Genomic DNA, 25,317 nt, shown 5'->3' with positions numbered 1-25,317 from the left:
TTTTATTTCCCAAATTGCCCTATCTTCTCCTTCTAAACAAGTTGGCTTGAAAAAACTGAAAAAAGTTGGCCTCATCCTTTTGGTCATCGTTGGTATCCTATTAATAGCTGGAGTTATTTTTAGTATGTATATGAAACCCGATTATTCGGGGAAGAAAGCACTCACTGACCTTGCTGAGAATGTAAATGTCTATTATGACAACTACGGAATTCCGCATATTTACGGAAATAACGAAGAAGACGCCTTTCGTGCGCTGGGGTATGTGCATGCCCAAGATCGACTGTGGCAAATGGAAGTGCTTCGCAGAATCGGGCGTGGGGGACTCTCAGAAGTTTTTGGACCGGATTTACTTTCTACCGACAAATTCTTTTTGTCTTTGGGAATTGATGAAAATTCAGCGAAAACGGTAGCCGCACTTGACTTAAATACTCAGGAAATACGTTTATCACAGGCTTATTTAGACGGTATTAATCAATTCATTGCTGATGGTCCAAAACCCATCGAGTTCTACCTTACCGGATTGAAGCGCGAACCTTTTACGCTAAAGGATATATACAATACTATGGGTTATATGGCCTTTAGTTTCGCCCAGGCCCATAAAACAGATCCTTTTTTGACTACTATTAAGAATAAACTCGGTTCGGAATATCTGGTGGATCTAGGCGTGGATGTAGACCCCAATACCACTTGGATTCAAAACTACCCCCCAAAGGCCTCAGATTCTATAGAAAATAATATAACGGCAATGGTAACTGATGCCTTGAATGCCTTATCTGTTCCGTTATTTGAAGGAAGTAATAGTTGGGTAATTGCCCCAGAAAAGACCAAAAACGGGAAAGTCATTTTTGCAAACGACCCACATATAGGCTTTGCACAACCTTCGGTATGGTATGAGGCGCATCTAAACGCCCCCAATTACGAGAAGTATGGGTATCATTTAGCAGGAGTTCCCTTTCCGATGTTAGGTCATAATAGAGATCTTGCTTACGGAATGACTATGTTTGAAAATGATGATGTAGATTTTTATTACGAGGTAGATAACCCTGCCAATAAAAACCAATACAAGACCCATGATGGTTGGAAAGACTATGAACTGGTTACCAAGACCATCAAAGTCAAGGATGAAGAAGAGGTTGTTTTCACTTTTAAAAGAACCGATCACGGTCCGGTGCTCAACGGCATTGCAAATCAAATTACTGAAGAGCGGCCGATCAGTATGTCATGGATATATACGAAAGGTGAAAATAAGGTAATGAAAGCCGTTTACGGTATGACACATGCCACCAATCTGAAGGAGTTTGAAGCTGCATTGCCTAATATTCACGCCCCTGGCTTAAATATTATGTATGGCGATGCCAAAGGAAATGTAGCTTGGTGGGCCTCGGCGCAGCTCTATCAGATTCCGGATAGTATCAATACCAAGATGGTATTTGAATCGGAAATGGGGCTCGATGAAAACAAAACACTACTACCTTTTACGGAAAATCCCCAGGCTATCAATCCTCCATGGAAGTATGTCTACTCTGCAAACAATCAACCAGACTCCATTGCCGGAATGAAATATCCAGGATACTATTTACCTGAAAATAGGGCAAAACGTATCGTAGAATTGTTACAACCTAAAAATGATTGGGACAAGCTTGCTGTTGGCGCAATGATTACTGATGTTACCTCTTCTGTGAATCCTGAGATTTTAAAAGATTTGGCCAACGAATTAGACATCAAACAGCTTTCGAAAAAGGAACTAAACGTATTAGATCGCCTAATCAGATGGAAAGGTGATTATCCGCTAGAAAGTATTGAAGGAACAGTATATCATCGTTGGGTATATCGCCTACTGAGAAACACATTTAGTGATGAATTAGGTTTGCAGGGTTTTGAAGACCTGATGTCAACCCATATGAGCAAACGTCTGATTGCTCCGATTATAAAGAAAGACCATTCTATCTGGTGGGATGACGTACATACTAAAGAAGTGAAAGAAACCAAGAAAGTAATCATTCAGATGGCATTTAAAGAGGCCATGGCTTCTTTAATAAAGGATTTTGGAGAAGTCGAAGACGAATGGCGCTGGGAACGTGTACATTCGTTAGAACACGAGCACCCCATAGGTAAGGTTGCTGCCCTGCGTTCCTTCTTTAACGTAGGCCCTTTTCCCGTTCATGGTTCGCGAGAAGTTATCAATAATTTGGGTTTTCGCTACACTTCCGATGGATTTTACAAAGTGGGTTCAGGCCCTTCCACCAGACGGGTCATTGATTTTTCGGATATCGAAAATAGTATGAGTATTTTGCCAACAGGCCAGTCTGGAAATCCGTTCAGTAGGTTCTACGAAGACCAAGCTGAAATGTTTCTCAAGGGTGAGTTTCGAAAAATGATGCTGAACAAGAATGAAATTTTGGAGAAGGCACATTCAAAACTGGTCTTTATTCCTCGTTAGGCTAACTGCTTAGCTAACAATATATTAATTAGTCAAGTAGTTTACTTCTTATTTCTAAATCTCGATTGCAAAGATTGCGAATTCGCTAGAACTGCTGTTTTTATTAACAGCAACGGGATTTATTTCATATCTTGAAAATAAAAAATTGATTCATTCAAGCCCTTTAACTACTTCAGTAGTTGTACTGTATTAGACTTGCAAGTCAATTAAACCAACCACCGAGATGAAAAATACAATTCTTGTTTTTTTGCTTTTGTTTATGTGCAACATTCTAGCAGCACAAGAACCTGCTGAAAAAGTAACCCTGTCGTATACAGATGCAACGATCAAGGACGTCTTGAATCGTATTGAGGCAAGCACATCCTATCAATTTTACTATGTAGATGAATGGTTGGGTGGTCAAATGGTATCGGGCTCATATGAAGATGTGCCGGTTACCGAAGTTTTAGAAGCGATATTCAAGAATACAATTCTCAATTTTTATGTGCTTGACAATGAAAAGATAATCTTGACACAGAATAATATCATTTACGATGAGCTTCCCAAAGGCTTTTTCGAAAAATCTAACCTACAAGACGTACAAGTAACGGAAGAGGTAGACGATACGGGCTCATTAAACCCAGTTTTTGTCGCTGATGAAAGACTTCCCAAGCAGCGCGCGGTTGAAACAGTGCGTATAGGGAAAGAAACTTTAGATAATCAAAAACAACGTTACACGCTTTCAGGATATGTGAAGAATGCCCGAACAGGTAAGCCGATACCTGACTTGTCATTGATTATTCGCAATCGAAGGGTCGGAACGGTAACTGACGAGAACGGTTTCTATGAGATTTTGGTACCGGTAGGTGAAAACCTTTTTGAGACCAAAGCTTTGGGGATAGAATCACAACAAAAAAGGGTTTTAATTTATAATGACGGTCAGTTAGATTTTGACCTAAACGAAAGCATTGAACAGCTTGATGAAGTCGTTGTTGAAGCTGACAAAACAAAAAATGTAGAGGAAGAAATAACAGGTTCAACCACCATAGAGTCAGAAGAAACCAAAGATATTCCGATGGTTTTAGGAGAACGTAATATTTTATCAGTAGCAACAACTTTACCGGGTATTACCAATGCTGGTGAGGGGGCCACGGGTCTTAATGTAAGGGGTGGTAAAACTGACCAAAACCTAATTCTTCTTGATAATGGGGTAGTGTATAATCCCACGCACTTTTTTGGAATCTTTCAGGCCTTGAATCCATTTGTAACGAAGGGAGTTGATATCTATAAAGGAAACGTTCCCGCCGAATTTGGAGGTCGTTTGTCATCGGTTTTCGATATTACCACCATTGATGGCAATGTGGATACCTTTTCGGGGGAGGCTTCTATCGGTCCTGTTACGGCTAACCTGATGCTTGAGATTCCTGTAGTAAAAGAGAAATCTTCTTTGGTTTTAGGGGGAAGAGGGGCATATTCCGATTGGATTCTTCGTTCTTTGGATGAAGAGTCCCTAAAAAATAGCTCCGCCTCTTTCTATGATATTGTGGCCAATTACACCCATAAAATCAATGAAAATAACCAAGTCAAGGCAACAGGATACTATAGTAAGGATGCCTTTAGCATTACTTCCGATTCCTTATATGGGTATAGCAATCGGTTATTCAGCTTTGATTGGAAGCACAAGTTCAATGAAAAGAATAATGGAAATCTTATCATCACCAATAGCGAATATGCCTTTGATATCGATTTCGATGGTCAGGCCAACAATGATTTCAATTTAGGATACAGTATTGGTGAAACAGAGGCAAAACTAAATTTCAAGTTCCTTTGGAACGACAATCACACCATAGACTATGGAATTTCAAGTAAACTCTACAATGTAAAACCAGGTTTTATAGAACCTACTGGAACCGAATCGATAATACGACCTTTCAGCGTAGCGGAAGACCGCGCTTTGGAGAGTGCCATATTTATCGGAGACAATATTAAGATAGGTGATAAGATAGGAATAGAGGCGGGTATTCGATACTCCTTTTATGCGGCGCTTGGCGAATCTACACAAAGAGTATATGCAGCTGGGCAACCGAGAAATCAGGCTACCTTGATCGATAGCGTGTCGTATAATAAGAATGAGATCATTAAAACCTACGGCGGGCCTGAGTTTAGAATCTCCGGTAGATACTCTTTCTCCGATGACTTTTCAGTCAAAGCTGGCTTTAATAGTATGTACCAATACATACATACCCTATCGAACACAACCACGGTATCTCCCATAGATACTTGGAAACTTTCAGATTCCAACATCAAACCACAGCGCTCGAATCAAGTTAGCCTCGGATTCTTTAAAAATTTTGCAGATGACATGTACGAACTTAGTCTTGAGGGCTATTACAAGACATCAGAAGATATTCTTGACTTTAAAACGGGGGCCCAGCTATTGTTGAATGACAATATCGAACGCGAAGTTTTACAAGGTGAGGGGCAGGCATACGGAGTGGAGTTTTTGGTGCGCAAAAATTCTGGGAAGTTAAACGGTTGGCTGGGGTACACGTATTCTAGATCTCTGATCAAATTTGCAAGTGACTTTGCTGAAGAACGCATCAACGGTGGAGAGTTCTTCCCTTCGAACTTTGACAAACCTCATGATGTAAGTTTGGTGGCCAACTGGAAGTTTACTACGCGCTATAGTGCATCTGTAAATTTCTCCTATCAAACCGGAAGACCCGTCACTTATCCGATAGGGCAATACAATTTCAACAATTCCGAATATGTATTCTATAGCAACAGAAACGAATTTCGTATTCCAGACTATTATCGATTAGACTTAGGAATAAACATAGAGGGCAACCATAGAATCAAAAAGTTCGCCCACAGCTTCTGGAACATTTCTGTGTATAACGTCTTAGGAAGAGCCAATCCGTATTCGGTATTCTTCGTTTCTGAAGGGGGTGAAGTAAAGGCCTTTAAGAGTTCTATATTCTCGATTCCTATTCCGTCAATCACCTATAACTTTAAATTTTAGGTCATGCTAAATGCTAAGGAAATAAATCTAGTAGGTCTTGCCATCGCGTTGCTTTTTATAGGTTGCGTTGAACCTTTTGAGGCTGAGGTACTGGATTTTGAGAATGCCTTAGTCGTCGATGCCCGATTGACCAACGAAGTAAAACAACAGCAAATCAGCCTGTCAAGGTCGTATCGCTTTGGAACGGAAGCCCTATTGCCCGAAACTGATGCCAGTGTTCAGATAATAGACGAGAATGGCACTACCTACCCCTTTGTTGAAGACGAACCCGGATTTTACAAATCTACTTCAGCCTTTGCTGCCCAACCCAATGTCGGATATGAACTCTCGATAAGTACGACAAGTGGAACCTTATACCAATCGGAAACCGTCGTAACACCCGAAAGCGTTGCCATTAAAGAGCTAAAGGCTGAACTAGACGTAAGTGATTCAGGTGAAGAGGGTTTACAAATAGCATTGACCAATGAAAGTGCTAGGTCAGAAGCTACGTATTTTCGTGTTGAATATGAGGAGACTTACAAAATTATTGCTCCATTTTATAATCCGTCGGAGTTTGAGGTTGTAGATAGTCTTTACTTTACCATAGGTGATCAAGATAGTTTTGAAATTAATATTATTGGTCGAACAGAGGAAGCTCAAACCTGTTATGGCACCAATATTAGTACAGCTATTTTACTTAGCGACAGTGAAGGGAATTCGGGCGGACAAACTGGAAAAACTACCGTGCGGTTCTTAAGAAGTGATGAATTCATGATATCGCATAGGTATAGTATTTTGGTTAAACAATTCGGATTAACCCAAGAGGCACATGGGTATTATGCTACTTTAGACGACTTCAGCTCTTCTGAGGGTGTTTTTTCTGAAGTCCAACCGGGATTCCTGAAAGGTAATATTACGGCGCTCAATAGTGATGAATTGGTTTTGGGATATTTTGAAGTAGCCTCGGTAAATACAAAACGCTATTTTTTCAATTATACCGATTTTTTTCCTCAAAACCCATTGCCACCATATCCTATTAATTGTGAACCAACGGGGGCTCCTCCGCTAATTTCGTATAACCCACATATTGACGGTGAATATATAGTAGATGAAGCTTCACCCCAGTCACCGCTACTAAACGGAATTCTATCAGGTGCTATTGCGTATCATGCCATCAATGAAGAATATGTTGAATCAGAAGACGTAATACAACCTCCGGCGGGTGAGGCACCGTATTTCGTTAAGGCTACCCCATGTATTGATTGCAGAGCGTTAGGAAGTAATGTTAAACCTGATTTTTGGGTAGAATAAATGTTTTATGAGGAAGATTGTTTACGTAATGTTTTTTATTCCTGCTCTCAATGGCTGCGTCGAGCCTTTTGAGGCGGAGGTACAGCTATACGAAGGCGCCTTGGTAGTTGATGCTTTTTTGACTGATGAGGATCAAAATCATGAAGTACTGCTTTCCAGAGCGCGTGCATTTAACGACGATGATGCCAATGCTGAATTAGGAGCTACTGTTAAAATTGTCGATGATTTGGGTAATGAATATAATTTTGATGAAATAGGAGAGGGCAGGTATGTTTCCAAGGTAGCGTTTCGGGCATTGCAAAATAGCGGCTACCGCTTGCTTATCAATACCACTGATAACAGTGCCTATAGCTCATCAATGGTTTTTACACCCAATACTACTGAAATTAAAGACCTATTTGCCGAGCGAAATGCGAACGGAACTGGCGAAGAGGGCCTTTCTATTCGTGTAAATACAAATAATGCCAATAGCGAAATTGCATATTATCGCTATGAATATGAAGAAACCTACAAAATAATCGCACCGTTTTGGAACCCATTTGACTTCGTAGTTATCGATGATTTGTGGTTTGTTGGTGAGTTGGGTGATACAGATGGTTTTGAAGTAGGTATTGAATTGAAAGATCAGGAAGAACGTGTTTGCTACAATACGGAGCTTTCAACACGTATCATACAAACCACAACAGTGAATCTCGATGAAAATGTGATTTCTGATTTCGAGCTCCGTTTTATTAGCCAAATAGATCCCATTATCTCCCATAGGTATAGTGTTTTGGTTAAGCAATATAGACAAACTGAAGATGCCTTTTCTTATTATCGAAATCTCCAGAACTTTTCATCTACCGAAAGTATCTTTTCAGCAATACAGCCTGGCTTTCTTGAGGGGAACATTTCTTCAGATTCGAACGCATCGGAAAAAGTGCTCGGTTATTTTGAAGTGGTTTCTACAGATGCAAAGCGTCTTTTTGTAAACTATGTCGATGAATTTCCCAATGAACCTTTACCACCCTATTTTATTAATTGTGAGCCGGTGGGGCAGCCACTGTTATATGTTCCATCAGCTAGCGGTGCGAGATCTCCTCTTATAGATGCTATTAAAAACGGACTCATTAAATACCATGCAACGAATGAACAATTCGATCAAAATAACTTAGAAATGGTAACTAATGGCGAAGGAGGTCCTTTTTTTACAAAGTCTCGTGCCTGTGGTGACTGCACTGTTCTAGGAAGTAATATGGCACCAGAATTTTGGATTGAATAAACCGATTTATGAAGAAAACAATCTACATCATATGTATCTTTTCCCTTTTGCAAGGGTGTATAGAATCTTTTGAAGCAGAAACTCAAGTATTTGAAGGGGTTTTGGTTGTTGATGCAAGGCTAACCGATGAAGAAAAACAGCATCAGGTTTTGCTTTCAAGGGCAAGGCCTTTCGAACAAGATAGTACGATTAGTGAGCGCAACGCAAATGTAAGGGTAAAAGGTTCTGATGGTATTACCTATAATTTCTCGGAAGTGGAGGCCGGTAAATACCTGTCTGCCGCAGTTTTCGAGGCCAAACAAAATACAAGCTATCAATTAGAAATTACAACAGCAAATGGGAAGTCTTATATTTCAGAGATGGTTCTTACTCCAGAAAAAGTAGCTCTTGACAATGTTTATGTTGAACAAGAAACCAATGAGGTCGGAGATGATGGGGTTGGCATTTTTCTAGATACAGGAGGGGGTACTACTGATGCAAAGTATTTACGATATGAGTATGAGGAGACCTACAAGATAATAGCACCATCATATGACCCCTTTGAATTTGATATTATTGATGATGTGGCTTGTGTTGATGGAGATGCCTATGAGGTAGGTATAAAGCAAAGAACAGAACAGCAAAGGGTGTGTTTTGGTTCAAATTATTCTACTTCGGTTATTCAGACCTCTACTGACGCGCTAACAGAAAATACGCTTTCAAGGTTTCCTATTCGCTTTATCGATAAAGGCGATTTTATCATTTCCCACCGCTATAGTATGCTTGTACGACAGCATGCTCAGACTCTTGAGAGCTATTCCTATTTCGAGGATTTAGAAGCGTTTTCCTCTTCGGAGAGTGTTTTTACAGATACACAAGCTGGATTTTTGGCCGGAAACATAGCCTCAGTTTCTGATAGTGAGGAAAAGGTCATTGGGTATTTTCAAGTCACTTCGGTAACTCAAAAAAGAGTATTCTTCAATTATACCGACTTTTTTCCAGAAGATCCTTTGCCAGAATATCCTATTAATTGCGAGAATTTTAGCCATCCACGTTTGATTCCCGAGCGGTATCATTGCACCGACGGCATGAGCGGTGTTTGTGATGGCAATTGCACCTCACCCCTAATACAGGCAATAAAAGGGAATCAGGTGGTTTTCTTTGCGGAGGCAGAGGGAGATAGTTTTGAAGTCTTTGTAGCACCGTATTTTACCAAGCCAAGGGCCTGCGGAGATTGTACAGTTTTAGGGAGTAACATTCAGCCAGAGTTTTGGGTAGAATAAAAAAGAAATGAAGAAGAATTTAGTAATAGGATTTGTTTTTTGTTGTGTAGTTGGCTGCATTGAACCTTTTGAGTTTGAAACGGAAGCATTTGAAGACGCCTTGGTCATACAAGCTTCCATCACCAATGAAATGAAACAGCATCATGTTGTGCTTTCAAGAGCTGTGCGCTTTGAAGACACTATAGCGGCAGCTGAGCGAAGTGCTCGGGTACGAGTAATTGACGACTCGCAAAATGAGTTTTTATTTGAGGAGGTGCAACCGGGTAACTATGTTTCGCCACCTTTTGAAGCTCAAAAGAACGTTAATTATACCTTGGTAGTTGAAACCACAGATGGTACCACCTATACTTCCAATCCGGAAAGTTTCCAAGCAGAATCAGAAGTTACTGAGGTGTATGCCGAACGCGAAACCAATGCGCAAGGAGAAGACGGTATTTCTATTTTTATCAATGGTCAAGATACCTCTGGGGCTTCGGCATACTATCGCTATGAATATGAGGAAACCTACAAGATAATTGCACCCAACTGGACTTCAGTAGATTTTAAGTTGACGAACTATGACCCTTGTGCTTTACCTGTTATAACCTATGATTTAGAGATAGTACCTAGGGAAGAGGAAGAGCAGGTTTGCTATCAGACATTACGTTCTCAAGAAATAATTCAGAATAGTTCGGTCGGTTTATCAGGTAGTCAGGTGGAACGTTTTCCGGTGCGGTTTATTAAGGGTGATGATTTTATACTTTCCCACAGGTATAGTATTTTGGTAAAGCAGTATGTGCAATCGATCGATGCGTTTTCTTATTTTCAAAATCTTGATAATTTCTCTTCCAATTCTAGTGTTTTTTCCGAGATACAGCCTGGCTTTTTAGATGGAAATATATCGGCTGAAGCTAACAGCGATAAAAAGGTACTCGGTTATTTCGAAGTTGCCTCGGTATCTGAAAAAAGACTCTTTTTCAACTACCGAGAGTTTTATCCAGATGAACCCTTACCCTTATATGTAAATAAGTGTGTACTGTTTTCAACTCCACTTGAACACCAATCTTTTTGTGCACCGGTACGATTTCCAACAGGATGTCCTCAGTCGTTAATTGAACGGATAGATAAAGATTTGATAACCTATGTAGATGCGAATGGGGCAAATATTGGAGCATGCCCTGGACCATATATCGTTGTGCCGAGAGAGTGTGGAGATTGCACGGCATTGGGAACTAATGTGGTTCCAGCTTTTTGGGAAGAATAATATGAAGAAAGTAGTTTTTATTATGATAACTTTACTAATGACAAATTGTATTGAACCGTTTGATTTTGAGGTTCGAACAGCAGCAGATGTGTTGGTGGTGGAGGCAACAATTACAACTGCAGATCAAAGGCAAACCATCTATTTAAGTAGGGCTGCAAACCTTAAAGATATAAATGTGGTAGCATTACCCATATATAACCCGCTCATTCCTTTTGTACCACCTAGTGATCTTAGGGATAATGGTGAAACTAACGCTACGGTAAAAATAGTAGATGACCAGGAAAATGAGTTTACCTTTTCTGAACAAGAAGGAAACGAAGGAATATATGTTTCTGACATATCCTTTGGCGCAATGCAAGATAGAAGCTATCAACTGCAAATTACAACTTCGAATAATGAGTCTTATGAGTCTGATTTCTGTAGTCCAATAGGCAGTTCGATGATTCAAGATATTTATGCGGAACGTATAGTGAATGATTTTGGCGAAGAAGGCATGGCTATTTATATAGATGGTTCTGATACAAGCAATTCAAGTAACTATTTTAGATATACCTACGAGGAAACCTATAAAATTATCGCACCAAATTGGACGCCTCTGGAGTTTAGAATACTTCGGGAAAAAGCGGAATTACAAGCAGATGGATCGGTGCTGTACCCGGCTGTAACGACGGTTCCAAGAACAAATTCCGAACAAGTATGTTACCAAACAAGCAGTTCGAACGATATCACTCTTGTAAGTACAAATGCACTTGAGTCATCAATAGCAGAGCGGGCTTTGGTGCGCTTCATTAGCAGAGATAATCCTATTATTTCACATCGCTATAGCATTTTGGTAAAACAATATTTACAATCTATTGATAGTTACAGCTACTATCAAAATCTTCGGAATTTTACGAAGAGCGAGAGTGTGTTTAGTGAGGTTCAACCAGGATTTCTGCAAGGAAACATAAGGGCGTCAACCGAAACGAATATGGTAATCGGCTATTTTGAGGTGGCTAGTAGCGCCGAAAAGCGCCTGTTTTTTGATTATTCGGATTTTTTTCCTGGTGAAGAACTACCGCCTTATTTTTTTGAATTTAATTGTGATAGAATTTTAAGCCCATGTTTGGGCGATCCAAATCTAGATGGCCCAAAACCGCCACCTCCATTTGGCTGTCCGCAGTCTTTGGTGCCTAGAATTAAGCTAGGGCTTGTAGAGTATGTCGGCCCCAATGATAATCCCTTAGAATGCGAAGGCCCTTACTATGTTACCCCAACCATTTGCGGTGACTGTACCATTTTAGGAAGTAATATAAAACCCGAATTTTGGGTTGATTAACGAACAAATTACAGATGTATGAAAACCAGTAGTAAACTTTTAGTACTCATTGCTTTAGTTTTTGGCCAGCTAAGTGTTGGACAAGACCAAAAGAACAGTTCGTATGACCAATTCAAAGTATTGCCCAGCGAAAAGGTATATGTGAGCATTAACACTTCGTTGCTTTTTACGGGGGAATACCTTTTTTACAAAATGTATTGTCTAGACGATAAAACCAAACAGCCTAGTAAAATAAGTACGATCGGCTATGTGGAGTTGATAAACGAGGAGAAGGAGCTTGTTTTTCGTCATAAAATTCGTTTGGTAAAAAGTCAAGGACAGGGAGATTTCTTTGTACCCACTACAGTACCTTCTGGCAATTATAAACTCATAGCGTATACCCGTTGGATGAAAAATGGGGAGATGAATTTGTTCTTTCAAGAAGACATTAGTATCATCAACCCTTATCGGGTCAATCAGGATGCTATTTTACCTGATTTATCTGAAAAACCAAGTATTGGAGCTTCAACTGCCCCCCTTGTGATCGAAGAAGATAAGCGGTTTGTGCTCTCCACAGATAAGGAAGTGTACCCAAAGAAATCGAAAGTAACTTTAGGTCTTAAAAACTTTAGAGGTGCCTCGGGTTACGGTAATTATACGGTATCGGTAAGAAAAGAGGAAGTGCTAAGAGATTTAAAAAAGCATACTCCCGAATCATACATCGATTGGCATAACAAACAGGCATCAAATGCCGGAGCTTTCTATGAAGAAATACGGTTTGCACCTGAATTGGATGGTGAATTGCTCAAGGGGCAACTTATTGCAAAAGACGGTATAGCCTCGGTTGTAAACAAAAAGATAAGTGTTTCCATTCCGGGTGAAGATTTTCAACTCAAAGTAGTGCTGACCGATAGTGCAGGTGTTTTTCATGTGAATATCAATAAAGATTATACGGTACCAAATGCCCTTTTTCAGGTGTTGGATGTTGCAACGGAAGCCTATACCATCAAAATAGAGGAAGAAGAACCTTTGAATTATTCCAGCCTAAGGTTTCAAAACTTCGCAATGACCAAAGAAATGCAAGATGCCATTGTGAGGCGCAGCGTGCAAAATCAAATTGAAAACGGATATTTCACCATAAAGCCAGATACCTTGCGTCTAGACCTGTTGAATGACCCTTATGGAGGTGCCTTTGTCGAAGTAATCAATCTAGAGGAGTTTACCCGATTTAAAACGCTGGGCGAAACTATTATCGAACTGGTACCCAATGTATGGACCAAAAAAAATAAGCAAGGTGTGGCCGTTTTCAAAGTGCGGTCGTTCGATGAAACCTATGAAGAATCGGAATACGATGCTTTGGTATATATTGATGGCGTATTTATTGCGCATCCTGAAGATGTGTTAGATTTTGATACCAGAACAGCAAAGAGCATAAATACCGTGCGCGAGAAGTATCGCATTGGTGGAAAGTACTACTTTGGCATGGTCAATATTGTTACTAATGAAGGAAACTACTTTGACCTTTTGAAAAATGCTAATATTACTGATTTTGAATTAGATAGCCCACGACCAATCAAAAACTACTTTAATCAAATCTACACGTCAGAATCTGACAATAGAATTCCTGATTTTAGGAATCAACTTTTGTGGAAACCGACGGTGTCTTTTGAAGGAAAAGAAATGGCACTGTCTTTTTACACCTCTGAAGTTGCTGGTGCTTACGAAGTTATTTTGGAGGGCTTTTCCATTTATGGTAGACCAGTCACTATTATGAAATCTTTTACGGTCGAATAAGCACTGCAAACTTGCTGCAGCGAATACATATATCTTAGCCGATATCTCTTCGTATGCTCACAAAAGTTTTTGGTAGTGCGGTCTTTGGCGTTGAAGCCCAAACCATAACCTGCGAGGTAAATGTTGATATCGGTGTTGGATATCATCTGGTAGGTTTGCCGGATAATGCCATCAAGGAGAGCAACTATCGGATAGCCGCTGCCTTGTTGAATAATGGGTATCGCATTCCTGGGAAGAAAATAACCTTGAACTTAGCTCCGGCCGATTTGCGTAAAGAGGGTTCTGCTTACGATTTGACCCTGGCCCTGGGCATACTGACGGCATCTGGCCAAATACATTCTGCAAATCTAGAGAAATACATTATCATGGGCGAGCTATCGTTAGATGGAAGTCTACAGCCCATAGTTGGGGCTTTGCCCATCGCGATAAAGGCCCAAGAAGAAGGTTTTGAAGGCTTTATTTTGCCAATTCAAAATGCTAAGGAAGCCGCTATTGTTAACGATTTAAAGGTTTTCGGAGTAGAAAATATTAGTGAAGTGATTGATTTTTTTGACAAAGGCACTTCTTTAGCACAGACCATCATCGACACCCGAGCCGAATTCTATAAAAACTTAGATTTCCCTGAATTTGATTTTTCAGATGTAAAAGGGCAGGAGAGTATCAAACGGTGTATGGAGATCGCCGCAGCCGGCGGACATAATGTGATTTTAATTGGCCCTCCAGGCGCGGGTAAAACCATGCTGGCCAAGCGCTTGCCCTCTATTTTGCCGCCAATGACCTTGCATGAGGCCTTGGAAACCACCAAAATTCATAGCGTTGTTGGGAGAATTAAGAATAGGGGACTAATGAGCCAACGCCCCTTTCGGAGTCCACATCACACGATTTCAGATGTGGCTCTTGTAGGTGGAGGCTCATACCCAAAACCAGGGGAAATATCCCTCTCCCACAATGGGGTACTCTTCTTAGACGAACTGCCCGAATTTAAAAGAGGGGTTTTAGAAGTATTGCGACAACCCTTGGAAGATCGTGAAGTGACCATTTCAAGAGCTCGTTTTACGGTGACATACCCGAGCAGCTTTATGTTGGTTGCCAGTATGAATCCGAGTCCCGGCGGGTATTTTAATGATCCTGATGCACCTGTAAGTTCTTCCCCTTTGGAAATGCAGCGTTATTTAGGCAAAATATCAGGGCCGCTTTTAGACCGGATCGATATTCATATTGAAGTGACTCCGGTTCCGTTTGAGAAATTAAGCGAAGATCGAAAAGGAGAGGGGAGTGTCGAAATTCGAAAACGTGTCACTGAAGCTCGCGAAGTACAGACCCAACGCTTTCTAGCGTTGGAAAATGTGCACTACAACGCCCAAATGAACACCAAACAGATTCGTGAATTCTGTCACTTGGATGCGGCGTCAAAAGAACTCTTAAAAAATGCTATGGAGCATTTGAATCTATCGGCTCGTGCTTATGACCGAATCTTAAAAGTGTCAAGAACCATCGCTGATCTTGAAAAATCTGAAAAAGTCAAGGGTGACCATATTGCAGAAGCCATCCAGTATCGGAGTTTGGATCGAGAAGGGTGGTTGGGTTGAGAAATAGTTTGTAGATTGGTACAGCCAAATTAATACCATAAGGAGAAACCATCTGAATACCATGACTCCTCCTTATGGTTGACCTTTTTTATCATGAAATTTGTTTCTTACGCGTCGACTTTAGCGCTTTTTCAATCTGCCAGTACGTAGCTACAACACTGATGTACTCTACAGCAAGCAGCCAAAACCCTAGATCTGAAAAGAATGATATATGATCGCCCCCGTAAGGCATTATAAAAACAGGAACTGTAATCAAGGCATCTAAGACCATTGTTACTAGAAACATGGAAGCGCCCAAGGCAATACCATTGGTCTTATGCCCTTTCCTGTAGTATATATGGGTGCCAAGCATGGCACTAGGAATCAAGACCAGTGAAAGTACCCAATTGGCTTGAAGATCAGGATCTGACATGAGTGGTACAAAGTAGGAAGCCACGAAAGCACTAACACCTAGGGCCCAAACAATAACGGCCGAAATAATAACGTCTTTTTTATGAACTTGCTTCATCTTCGGTGATTTTAGATGGATTGAATTATGGCTTGATTCCAAACCCCGGTCTTAGCGGTTTCCTCAGCGTAGGTATTGAAGTCTATTGGTTTTCTACCCAAGACTTTTTCAACATCACTGGTTACGACATTATTTCCAGGGGCGTCGAGCACATTCGAAAATAAATAATTCAATAGCCATACAAAGTCTTCGGGCACGCCAAGCCGTTCTAAGGAGCTTATATATTCCTCTAGGCTAGTGGGGGTAAATTGTATTTCACGTACACTAACTTTTGCAATTGTTTCCATTACCTCAGGAAAAGTCAAGGTTCTGGAGCCTGTTAATTGATAGACCTGTCCGTTATGTTTCTCATTTAAAAGCGCTTCAACAACGACAGAAGCAATATCGTCAGCATGCACATAAGGCACTTTTGCCTCTGATTTTGGTAAGGCTACCTGGCCTGCCAAGATTGGGTCTAGGAAAAAGCTTTCACTAAAATTTTGCATGAACCAGCTCGCCCTTACGATGGTATAATCAATGCCAGACTGCATTATGATCTGTTCACAAAGCTCGGCTTCTCTTTCCCCTTTTCCTGATAACAAAACTAGCTTTTGAAGCCCTTCATTTTTGGCAGCTTCTGCTAACGACCGAATGGCTACTTTTGCACCAGGAACAGCTAAGTCGGGATAAAAAACAATATATGCCTTATCGATTCCACGTAGTGCACTGGCATAGGTCGATGGATCATTCCAATCAAATGCCGGACTGCCACTTCTCGTTCCTATTCGAACATTTTGGCCTTGCTGTTTCAATTTTTCAACGACACGGCGACCAGTTTTACCAGTTCCACCGATAACTAAGATGTTACTTTTCATTTCAATTTGTTTTAGAGATTAATAACAGTGTAAAAGTAGTAGCTTGAGATACCCTATACTTGACACTAAAAGCCAATGTTTTGACAGTTTACGCCAAACTGATATTTAATTGGTTTTTCGGAATTCAATTGGAGATTGACCCGTCCAGCGCTTAAAAGCACGGTTAAACGCGCTCTGCTCGGAAAATCCTGTTTGAAAAGCAATTTCTCCCACACTTTTAGAAGAATTTAGAAGAAGGTCTTTTGCGATTTCCCATTGGGTCTTTTTGATGAGATCTCTGAAGGAAACACCACTCTCAGATAATCTGCGGGTTAAGGTGCGACTACTCATACCCACATGTTCGCCCAAATGCGTTATACTGGGAATACCACTGGGGAGAGCATCCTTAATTAGTTTAGCCACGTCTAAGGCTATTTTGTTTGGGCTCACCTCAATACCTTTGGTTTCTTCTTCAACCCTTTCAACCAAAAACTTATTGATGCTAACATCGGCCTTGGCTGTCCTAGTTTCGAGCTCCGCTGTCTTATAGGAAATATAATTTTCCGATTGATTGAATAAGATAGAACATTGAAAAGCGCGTTGGTAGCTTTTCAGGTCTTTGGGTGAATTATGTTTAAACGATACACCTACTGGAGCGATCTCTGTTTCGGTCAAGGCCCGAAGTACCACAACAGTGGCTGAAAAAGTAGCTTCATTAGACAATTGAACACCTCTGCGATATCCTTCCCTGAATAAATGAATTTTCGAAATGTGATGATCTTTCTCCACTTTGAAAACATAGGTATTTGATAAAAGCTTGAAGTAGCGTTCACTACGCTCAAATATTTCTCCAGCCTTAGAGCAGGTTCTCCATGACAGCCCCAAAACGCCATAGTCTTCTATCTTCATCTGTTGTCCTACGCGTATCGCAAAGCCTGGCCCTAAGGTTTGGTCGATGCGCTCATGAAGTTCAAAAAATTGGTCGGCAGGAACAGCTTTTACGTCATGCAAAGAATCAATGGGTATCGCGAGATCTTTAAAATCTTCCATCTTCATGCCTTCTGTCAAAGCGTGTTCGATTACTTTACGATATAAGCTGAAAGAGATATAGTTCATCTACACTTTTGAATACATTTTCAAGACGACTTCGACCTAATGCATTGCGAGTGAACCGAGACCTTGCCCTACTTAATAGTATACTTTCGATTAGCAAGCGACAAGACTGTTGTAAGTTTCGAAACAGAAAAATAGTTCAGCAATGCTTTTTGGGTACACCGAACAATACGAATTTAACACTATTTTCATTCGGTATACCTCATCTGGCCTAATAACTATCTTAGTACTGATCTCCTAAAACCAAATCTTTATTCTTGAATGACCGGCATTGTTTTTGCCTTACTGGCACCAAAATCTATACGTAAAGTCACGTAAAATTGCGGCCGATATCGCAAAGTACAGCTGGCATGAGAGGTACTATTTTCCTAAGATACTGGGTGTTATATAGCATAAATAAGTTGGTCACATCATCTGCTTTATTGATATTATTCTCTATTTTAGAGTGGATAAAAAATAGTTTCATAATAAAATGGCTGCTCAGCTTACTATTTTTACAATTTACACTTCAGAGGATAAGGAAATATTGCTTCATCTACTAAATCATCTGAAACCCTTCGAAAAAGAGTTCGATGTCTCTTTTTGGCATGATGATGCCATCCATTCCGGACAGTTTTGGAAACCCCAGATCGAATCACGTTTGCATGAAGCCGATATCTTCCTCCTTTTGGTAAGCAATACTTTTATGTATTCTGAATTTGTAAAACAGTTGGAATTTAAAATGGTCATTGACCGCTATAAGGAGGGCAAAGCTACGGTTATTCCCGTGCTCATTGATTATTGTCAATGGGAGATTGAGTTTCAGTCAGACGACTACGATTTTAGCTTAAATGAACTACAGGTTTTGCCAGAGGATGCAAAACCGATAAAAACCTGGGATTCACCCAATCAGGCATATGCAAACATTGCCGTGAACATTAAGGGTGTGATCAAGTCATTACTAGGTGAAACTACCCAAGAGGAATCGGAAATTCAGGAAGCGGCGCAGCAAACGATTGATAGCGCAGAGGAACAGATAGCCTTAAGTTTTAACGAGGAAGAAGAAGAAAACGAAGAAGCGCTTCGGCTTCAAGAAGAGATCAAGGCAAAAAAAATAGCTGAGGAGCAACGGAGACTTAAAGAAGAAGCGGCCAAAACAAAGGCCGAAGAAGAAAAAAAGTTGCAGGAAGCACAAGAAACACAAAGAAGGCAGGAGGAAGAAAAAAGGCTGAGGGAAGCAGCGGAAAGACAAAGCTCAAGTGAGCAGCAACGAAGACTAGGGGAAGAGGCCCAAACCAAAAGCGTAATAGACCCTGTAAACCAAGATGAGAAAAAAGGCAAGGAACAACCTGTTATTATTAAGGTCAAGGAAAGGGTTGAAAAAGCTTGGAACGGCTATGCTTCAAAAAATGTAAAAAGAATACTTGCAGCCTTGTTGTTGGTGGCATTAGCTACATGGGCGATTCGCAGCTGTTCGAAGACTAATAGGGCCCCTGATAAACCAACTGATACCACGCCAATTGCCGATACCATTCTGGGTAAAGACGCTACTGCTAAGGAAGAATTAGATATAGACTTGACCGAGAAGGAAGAGGTGCTAATCGAATTGGCGGTTGGCGATACCTATGAAGATGGTTATGTTTTTGAAATTGCAGCTGATGGCAAAACTGGAAAAATTGCACATATCGATGATGTTGGCCCCATGACTTGGAAAAATGCTATGAGTATACACGACCAATTGGGGTCTGGTTGGAGGTTACCGACTTTTGACGAATTGTTGCTCATGCAAAAGACTATTGGGCAGGGTGCCTCGAATAAGGGGGAATTTTCAGATGGACTGTATTGGAGTGCCACAGATTTCGATGAATACCAAGCGAGATTGTTACGGTTTCGCGATGCCAACAGATCTTATCACTATAACAAAGAAGCCGAACATCGAAAATTTCGTGTTAGGGCAATTCGCGATTTTAGGCGCTAATATTTGAGACTAGCAGGTCGAACGATACTGTGGCGGTCTAGATGCTACAAAACTAAAATGGGTTAAGAAGGCACAGCATTTCTCAACCCATTTGATTTTTATAACCCAAAGCGCTTACCTACATTTCTGAAAAAAATAGTACATAGAGACTCCATAGAAAGCAAAAGCCGCAATAGGCGTAAACCAAAATGTCGTTAATGGTAGTTTTCTCATCCATGATATTAGGTTTTTATATAAAACGGGATGAGTACTAATAATAATTGCCAGATTCGTGTAACGAACGAAATACTCGATTTGTGGTAAGAAATCGGATTAGCGGTAGTTTTTCATCTATGAACAGGAATACGCTTTTTTCCGTATAGCACTTAATAACAGCACTTTAACGGATTTTTTTGTAGTCTATTCGCTTGAAAGTGGTGTGCTGACAATTATACCGATGTCGCCTTAGTAGCTTTGAACAACAGCACTTATTGGTTCACATTAATAAGAACCGCTTCACAGCTCTTTAAATCGGAATTGAGCACTATGTTTTCGGATATTTTGCCATCTGTGATTTCAATGGAGACTGTGTTTGGAGGGAATTGCCCCAAATTATGGGCATATAAGAATAGATCGTTAGGTTTAGACGGATCTAGCTTGACTTCAAAGACGCGTTTGGTGTATTCTAGAAGGTATTTCGATACAATGGCTTCCCCGTTTAAATAAATGGAAACAATGTCTCCATCTTTTCTTCCATGATCCCAAAGATTGATACGAATGTCAGTACCATTTACATTCAGTTCTTTTACATAATTGATGCTTCTGCCATCAAAGTTTGCCCTAATTGCTGGTTTTTCTGGCTCCTCCTCAACCATAACCGACGACCTTACTCTCGGTACTTTCTTGATCGTAAAGGTGGAAGTGGCGAACTTGGCAATACTGTATTTGTCATCAGGAAATAATTCAATACCAAATACGCGATAATTATCACCTTCCATGCCGGGATCGAGCGCTATTTCATCTATAAAGCTGCTATTCTTGAATATGCCTAATTCTTGTACCACCATATCGTCTTTCGACAAATAGAATTGGATGGTCTTGTTAGCCGAGATGTTTTCTGTAGACCACTCAAGTTGGGCTTTGCCCGGAGACATCCAAACCGTATTGCTATTCGGATTGCTGATTCGAATTGCGGTTTTTAAATCGAGTTGATTCAAAGGCTCACTACAAGACCGATCTGATTCACTGTTTTTGGAATAGAGAAAACCCGATTGAAAAAGGCATATAGAAAATGCGAAAAGTACTATGTGCTTCATTGTGCTGATATTACCATACCCTCAAAACTAAAGTATGGGACTATCAAGTTAACGAAAAATAAAACCCCATATTGTATGTGGTTTTTAGAGATTTTATAGGTTCGTTACCCCATAACTTTTTTCAAGGCTTTCGCGAATTGGGCTACTTCCTCAATCTTTCCGGTACTAATACGAGCCCAATCATAAAAAGGAGGAAAGGGTCGACCTATATGCACCTTTTCCTTTTTCATGTCGTCAATCAGTCCATTGATATGCCTGCCCGATTTAAAGAATACAAAGTTGGTGTGCGATTTGATATATTCTAGCCCAAGCTGATCAAGGGTGTTGTAAATAAGACTTTTCGCCTCTGCTGACTTTGCTATACTAAATTTATAGAATTCGGTGTCTTGTAAAGCTTCCTTTGCCGCCTGAAGTGCTAATATATTTGTATTGGCCATGACGGCTTTCTTCATTCGCGACGCGATATCTGGTCTGGCAATCAAATACCCTATACGCATACCCGCCAATCCGAATACTTTGGAAAAGGTTTTAGATACGATTACGTTGCGTCCTTGTTTTACCAAGTCTACCATCGACGGATAGTCGGGTTCGGTTATGAAATCGTAGTAGGCCTCATCACTAAAGACCACAGCTTTATCATCTACCGAGGTGATAAATTGGTGAAGTCTGTTTTTTTCTATAATGGTACCTGTTGGGTTGTTTGGGTTGCAAATGTATATTAGCCTTGTTTTACTGGTAATGCGGTTGGCCATAGCATCTAAGTCGTGATCCATGTCCTTGTCGACGGGCACTCGATGCACATAGGCTCCAAAATTTTCGGCATAGCGTAATATTTGTTGAAAAGTTGGATCGGCAGCAATAATTTCACCACCCGACATACCATAGGCGAGCCCCGCGGCACACAAACCTTCACCAGAACCTCCTGAAATAACAATATGGTCTTTGGCAACCCCTTCCTTGTCTGCAATTTGTTGAGCCAGCTCAGAAAGCATACTGAACGGATATCTACAGGCAATATCAAAATTATTGGTAATAACCTGACGTACCCTTTTAGAAGGTCCGTACGGATTTTCGTTGGAGCTTAATCGAGCAATTTTGTTCTTTAGGTCGGGAGTGGTGGCTGGTTCTATAGCTAGGGCATCCAATCCTCCAAGCATGGCAAACCCTCCAGACAAGCCAACCGTTCTAAGCCAATTACGGCGATCTATGGTTTTCATATGTATCTCATTTTCTGATACAAAAGATACAAATAAAATGCTTGTATGTTCAGATGAAAATCAGAAGAGTTGAGTGTAAAAAAAAAGCTAGGTTATATCTATATCGTCAACTTCACTTCCTCCAGTGCCATAGTCGCTTCCACCTCCATATTTGGTGTACTTTGTAACTAGATATGATAGTAGTATGATTCCACCAACAATTGCTGCCCCTGTCCAAAATTGGGCTTTCGTAACCACGGTTGCTTGTAAAATGTGGGTTAACACTGGTTTTGATTTACAGTTATAGTTCCAAAAGCTGCTCAGCGTTTTTGATACTTGTGTTAATTTCTTTGGTAAGGGCGTTTATCTTGATCACCTCCTCGTCAAGCCAGCGCTTTTTTTCAGCTGTAAGCGCCTTTCCCTTCATCATTTCATCGGCTGTAAACCGTTCACCAAAACCCTGCATCCAGGTCATCATTGATTTGTTACTTGCTTTTAAAGCAGCTATGGCTTCTTGGTATTCTTGCCCTTTCGCGCTATCATCGACTTTGGGTTGTAGCTGGCCAACTAATTTTACCAAATTCGGCATCTTGGCCATGACCTCGTCATGCGAATCCATTAACCGCTCCATTTTCGAGGGTTCTTGAGCGTGGCTCAAAAGAGAAAAAGCAAAAGTAAATACAAGCAGCAGCAAGCGTTGATTTTTCATAACGACTGTATTAGATTCTAGCGCCCAACAAAGATATTGTTATGCGCAGTCGATGACAAATCAGGAATGCCATTTTCATCGAGAATATGACCAGCTATGGCGAAAGTTGTTTAATACCCTTATTTAGAGTTGATACTCCTCGTGATTGTGCTCGTCTTCCTTCGGAGTCTCCGGTACGAAAACATCCTTTAAGATATAGGCCGCTATCATCGTAATCCCGAGAGATAGCAAGTGAAGGGCATAGTCCCAATGAAGAATTTTAAGAAGACTTCCCGAAATTACGGCAAATGTACCCAGAACCAGGGCGCAATTCCATAAGATTCTATACCAACTGTTTTTGGCCCGTCGATCTTCATCTAAAAAGTAAGCCGTTCCTTCCATGATAAACCAAAGCACAAAAGAGGTGCTGGTCATCGTAAGGAAAAATAAGGTATAAGGGAAGTTAAGAATGGTAAAAACTCCATATAAAGACCAAAACGAAACAAGTATTAGCTTGATATAATCTAAAAACTTCTTTTCAGATTTGCTAATGAAGCGTATAATATATAAGATACCTAAAGCTGCAAATCCTATTAGTAGAATTTTTTTTGCGTAAGGCCATTCCAACATCTTGGCAAGTATGCCCGATAATAAAATGGCTAATGAAATTCGCAAGGGTAATTTCAAAATCTTTTTATTCGTTGACATAGCGATATCTTTTAAGATTAAATGACTTTTATATTCGCTCGAAGTCCTTCCATAATACCTAAAATATTATGCACGGTCTCTTTCAAATAATGCTTGATTAAAACATGGGGGATACGGATTGTAGTAAATCCGTTTTTAAACGAATGCATGGCTTCTTCTAAATCATTAATGGCTTGTTCATGTGTCATCATATGATACTCACAATCCACTATGATATTGAGTTTTACTCTTGAAATGGCTATATCTATTGACTTTTTGCCATCCCACCATTCTAACATTGCGTTTACGCCTACCTCCTTTAATCCATAATATAATTGAATGGCTTCAATGGGGGTGCCGTTTTGGTCAATCAACTTTTCCATGCGATTACTATGTTGGTGACATAGTTCAATTCCTAAAGAATCCATCGAATTTTTATGGTCGACATAACCGAGTTCTACATTACATTCTAAACAGGTCATTCAAGTAGGTTAATTTTGATTTGGGATTAGTATAACCACACCATTTTTAAATTAGTATACAATTCCGATGTATGGTATAGCACTTTTAGACGAACTGCAATTTTTTAGATGAACTACACAAAATTTGTTAAAAATTCAAAGAAAATGCCTTTGTGAACAATATCGAGGTACACCCGTATTGTACTGCGATTTGTCAAAAGTGCTGACAAAGCCATAACTCCACTCCAGTTCATTATATTTACCAGACCAAATTCCAAAAAACAATTTAGCATGCGCTATTCAACTTTTCTCATACTACTCTTGGCAGCTGTAAACACAGCTTGTGTGAACGAAGAAAAAACCCAAGTTGGCCGTAGTGAGACACATGTACCAATCAAATTGAATTTCGCCGAAGCGAATCGATTGGCTGCACTTCCTATGGAATGTATATCGATAGAATATCCTAATAAACTAAATCAATCTTTGAATGATGCCACTTTTATAGGAGAGCCAAGCGAATTACACCCCGCCTTTTTTGGATGTTACGATTGGCATTCAGCGGTACATGGCCATTGGTCTTTGGTTTCGCTCTTAAAACAGTTTCCAAATTTAAATCAGGCTGCTGATATACGTAAGAAGTTGACTGAATCGCTTTCTGAGCAGCATATCTTGACAGAAGTGGCTTATTTTAAAATTCCGGGAAATGCCTCTTACGAGCGTACTTACGGTTGGGCTTGGATTTTAAAACTGGCCGAAGAACTACATACCTGGGATGATCCTTTGGCAAGGGATTTGGAAAAAAACTTGCAGCCACTAACCGATGTAATGGTACAGTCTTATATGGATTTCCTTCCCAAACTCAACTATCCAATTCGAGTTGGCGAACACTCCAACACGGCATTTGGTCTTTCTTTTGCCCTAGATTACGCAGAAACGCTGAATGTAACAGGTTTGAAGCGCGAAATCGAAGCAACGGTAAAACGTTTTTATGCAAGAGACAATACCCTTGCAGGTTGCCCCTTAGCTTGGGAACCTAGTGGTTTTGATTTTCTATCGCCTTGCCTAGAAGAGGCGAACCTAGTTAGCCGAGTGTATTCGCAGGCTGATTTTAAAATTTGGTTCAACATGTTTTTACCCCAATTAAAGGACCCGGAATTCAAACTGGCTCCTGGTAAAATTTTAGATAGAACCGATGGCAAACTCGTACATTTAGACGGGCTCAATTTTAGTAGGGCATGGTGCCTATACGGCATTGCGAAGGCCTTGCCTGAATACGATCATATAAAAGAAATAGCAAAAGAGCATATTGCCTATTCTCTGCCGAATATTGTAGATGATAATTATGGTGGAACCCATTGGTTGGGGTCTTTTGCGATATATGCCTTAAATAAAGCCGAATAGT

At 40.4% G+C, this 25,317-nt stretch carries 20 protein-coding genes; 11 read left to right on the top strand and 9 right to left on the bottom strand.

Annotated features, from left to right (window positions below):
- Positions 1-46: 46 nt before the first annotated feature.
- The 9 genes from ABJN95_RS13635 (at position 47) to ABJN95_RS13595 (ending at position 15,177) form a co-directional block, all read left to right on the top strand.
- A complete protein-coding gene (locus ABJN95_RS13635; protein ID WP_348370966.1) occupies positions 47-2,440 on the top strand; it encodes a penicillin acylase family protein in 2,394 nt (797 codons plus the stop codon).
- 223 nt (positions 2,441-2,663) lie between these two features.
- The gene (locus ABJN95_RS13630; protein WP_348370965.1) at positions 2,664-5,441 is read left to right on the top strand and encodes a carboxypeptidase-like regulatory domain-containing protein; all 2,778 of its coding nucleotides are present in this window, start codon (positions 2,664-2,666) and stop codon (positions 5,439-5,441) included.
- A gap of 3 nt (positions 5,442-5,444) precedes the next feature.
- On the top strand, positions 5,445-6,731 hold the full coding sequence (locus ABJN95_RS13625; RefSeq protein ID WP_348370964.1) for a DUF4249 domain-containing protein: 1,287 nt from the start codon (positions 5,445-5,447) through the stop codon (positions 6,729-6,731).
- Positions 6,732-6,738: 7 nt separating this feature from the next.
- Complete coding sequence (locus ABJN95_RS13620) at positions 6,739-7,992, top strand: DUF4249 domain-containing protein (protein WP_348370963.1); 1,254 nt, start codon at positions 6,739-6,741, stop codon at positions 7,990-7,992.
- An 8-nt stretch (positions 7,993-8,000) separates the two neighbouring features.
- The gene (locus ABJN95_RS13615; protein WP_348370962.1) at positions 8,001-9,254 is read left to right on the top strand and encodes a DUF4249 domain-containing protein; all 1,254 of its coding nucleotides are present in this window, start codon (positions 8,001-8,003) and stop codon (positions 9,252-9,254) included.
- A 7-nt stretch (positions 9,255-9,261) separates the two neighbouring features.
- Positions 9,262-10,497: a DUF4249 domain-containing protein gene (locus ABJN95_RS13610; protein ID WP_348370961.1), complete on the top strand. Its 1,236-nt coding sequence runs from the start codon at positions 9,262-9,264 to the stop codon at positions 10,495-10,497.
- Between the two features lie 37 nt (positions 10,498-10,534).
- A complete protein-coding gene (locus ABJN95_RS13605; RefSeq protein WP_348370960.1) occupies positions 10,535-11,815 on the top strand; it encodes a DUF4249 domain-containing protein in 1,281 nt (426 codons plus the stop codon).
- A gap of 18 nt (positions 11,816-11,833) precedes the next feature.
- The gene (locus tag ABJN95_RS13600; protein WP_348370959.1) at positions 11,834-13,588 is read left to right on the top strand and encodes a hypothetical protein; all 1,755 of its coding nucleotides are present in this window, start codon (positions 11,834-11,836) and stop codon (positions 13,586-13,588) included.
- Between the two features lie 53 nt (positions 13,589-13,641).
- A complete protein-coding gene (locus tag ABJN95_RS13595) occupies positions 13,642-15,177 on the top strand; it encodes a YifB family Mg chelatase-like AAA ATPase (protein ID WP_348370958.1) in 1,536 nt (511 codons plus the stop codon).
- Between the two features lie 91 nt (positions 15,178-15,268).
- Here ABJN95_RS13595 and ABJN95_RS13590 read toward each other — a convergent pair whose 3' ends face one another.
- From ABJN95_RS13590 to ABJN95_RS13580, 3 genes are all read right to left on the bottom strand, one after another.
- The gene (locus ABJN95_RS13590; protein WP_348370957.1) at positions 15,269-15,685 is read right to left on the bottom strand and encodes a DUF5367 family protein; all 417 of its coding nucleotides are present in this window, start codon (positions 15,683-15,685) and stop codon (positions 15,269-15,271) included.
- A gap of 11 nt (positions 15,686-15,696) precedes the next feature.
- Positions 15,697-16,539, bottom strand: coding sequence for an NmrA family NAD(P)-binding protein (locus ABJN95_RS13585; RefSeq protein ID WP_348370956.1), 843 nt, complete (start codon positions 16,537-16,539; stop codon positions 15,697-15,699).
- A gap of 105 nt (positions 16,540-16,644) precedes the next feature.
- Positions 16,645-17,634: an AraC family transcriptional regulator ligand-binding domain-containing protein gene (locus ABJN95_RS13580; protein WP_348370955.1), complete on the bottom strand. Its 990-nt coding sequence runs from the start codon at positions 17,632-17,634 to the stop codon at positions 16,645-16,647.
- A gap of 469 nt (positions 17,635-18,103) precedes the next feature.
- Between ABJN95_RS13580 and ABJN95_RS13575 the strand changes: the two genes are divergently transcribed.
- Positions 18,104-19,588, top strand: coding sequence for a TIR domain-containing protein (locus ABJN95_RS13575; protein WP_348370954.1), 1,485 nt, complete (start codon positions 18,104-18,106; stop codon positions 19,586-19,588).
- A gap of 467 nt (positions 19,589-20,055) precedes the next feature.
- On the opposite strand, the gene ABJN95_RS13570 is transcribed toward ABJN95_RS13575, so the two are convergent.
- From ABJN95_RS13570 to ABJN95_RS13545, 6 genes are all read right to left on the bottom strand, one after another.
- Positions 20,056-20,883: a hypothetical protein gene (locus tag ABJN95_RS13570; protein ID WP_348370953.1), complete on the bottom strand. Its 828-nt coding sequence runs from the start codon at positions 20,881-20,883 to the stop codon at positions 20,056-20,058.
- A gap of 104 nt (positions 20,884-20,987) precedes the next feature.
- Entirely contained in the window at positions 20,988-22,100 is a 1,113-nt protein-coding gene (locus tag ABJN95_RS13565) for a histidinol-phosphate transaminase (RefSeq protein ID WP_348370952.1), read from the bottom strand.
- 87 nt (positions 22,101-22,187) lie between these two features.
- Positions 22,188-22,364, bottom strand: coding sequence for a hypothetical protein (locus ABJN95_RS13560; RefSeq protein ID WP_348370951.1), 177 nt, complete (start codon positions 22,362-22,364; stop codon positions 22,188-22,190).
- A gap of 16 nt (positions 22,365-22,380) precedes the next feature.
- Positions 22,381-22,788 carry a hypothetical protein gene (locus ABJN95_RS13555; RefSeq protein WP_348370950.1) on the bottom strand — a complete coding sequence of 136 codons (408 nt, stop codon included), beginning with the start codon at positions 22,786-22,788 and terminating at the stop codon, positions 22,381-22,383.
- A 123-nt stretch (positions 22,789-22,911) separates the two neighbouring features.
- Complete coding sequence (locus tag ABJN95_RS13550) at positions 22,912-23,475, bottom strand: hypothetical protein (protein ID WP_348370949.1); 564 nt, start codon at positions 23,473-23,475, stop codon at positions 22,912-22,914.
- Positions 23,476-23,492: 17 nt separating this feature from the next.
- Positions 23,493-23,936, bottom strand: coding sequence for a hypothetical protein (locus tag ABJN95_RS13545; protein WP_348370948.1), 444 nt, complete (start codon positions 23,934-23,936; stop codon positions 23,493-23,495).
- Between the two features lie 270 nt (positions 23,937-24,206).
- Here ABJN95_RS13545 and ABJN95_RS13540 point away from each other — a divergent pair, with 270 nt between their 5' ends.
- The gene (locus ABJN95_RS13540; protein WP_348370947.1) at positions 24,207-25,316 is read left to right on the top strand and encodes a DUF2891 domain-containing protein; all 1,110 of its coding nucleotides are present in this window, start codon (positions 24,207-24,209) and stop codon (positions 25,314-25,316) included.
- Position 25,317 lies beyond the last annotated feature (1 nt).

The organism is Maribacter sp., from assembly GCF_039974175.1.
Taxonomy (GTDB): Bacteria; Bacteroidota; Bacteroidia; order Flavobacteriales; family Flavobacteriaceae; genus Maribacter_C.
The sequence above is the reverse complement of the archived record's forward strand: the minus strand, read 5'-3'. Positions and strand labels throughout refer to the sequence as shown.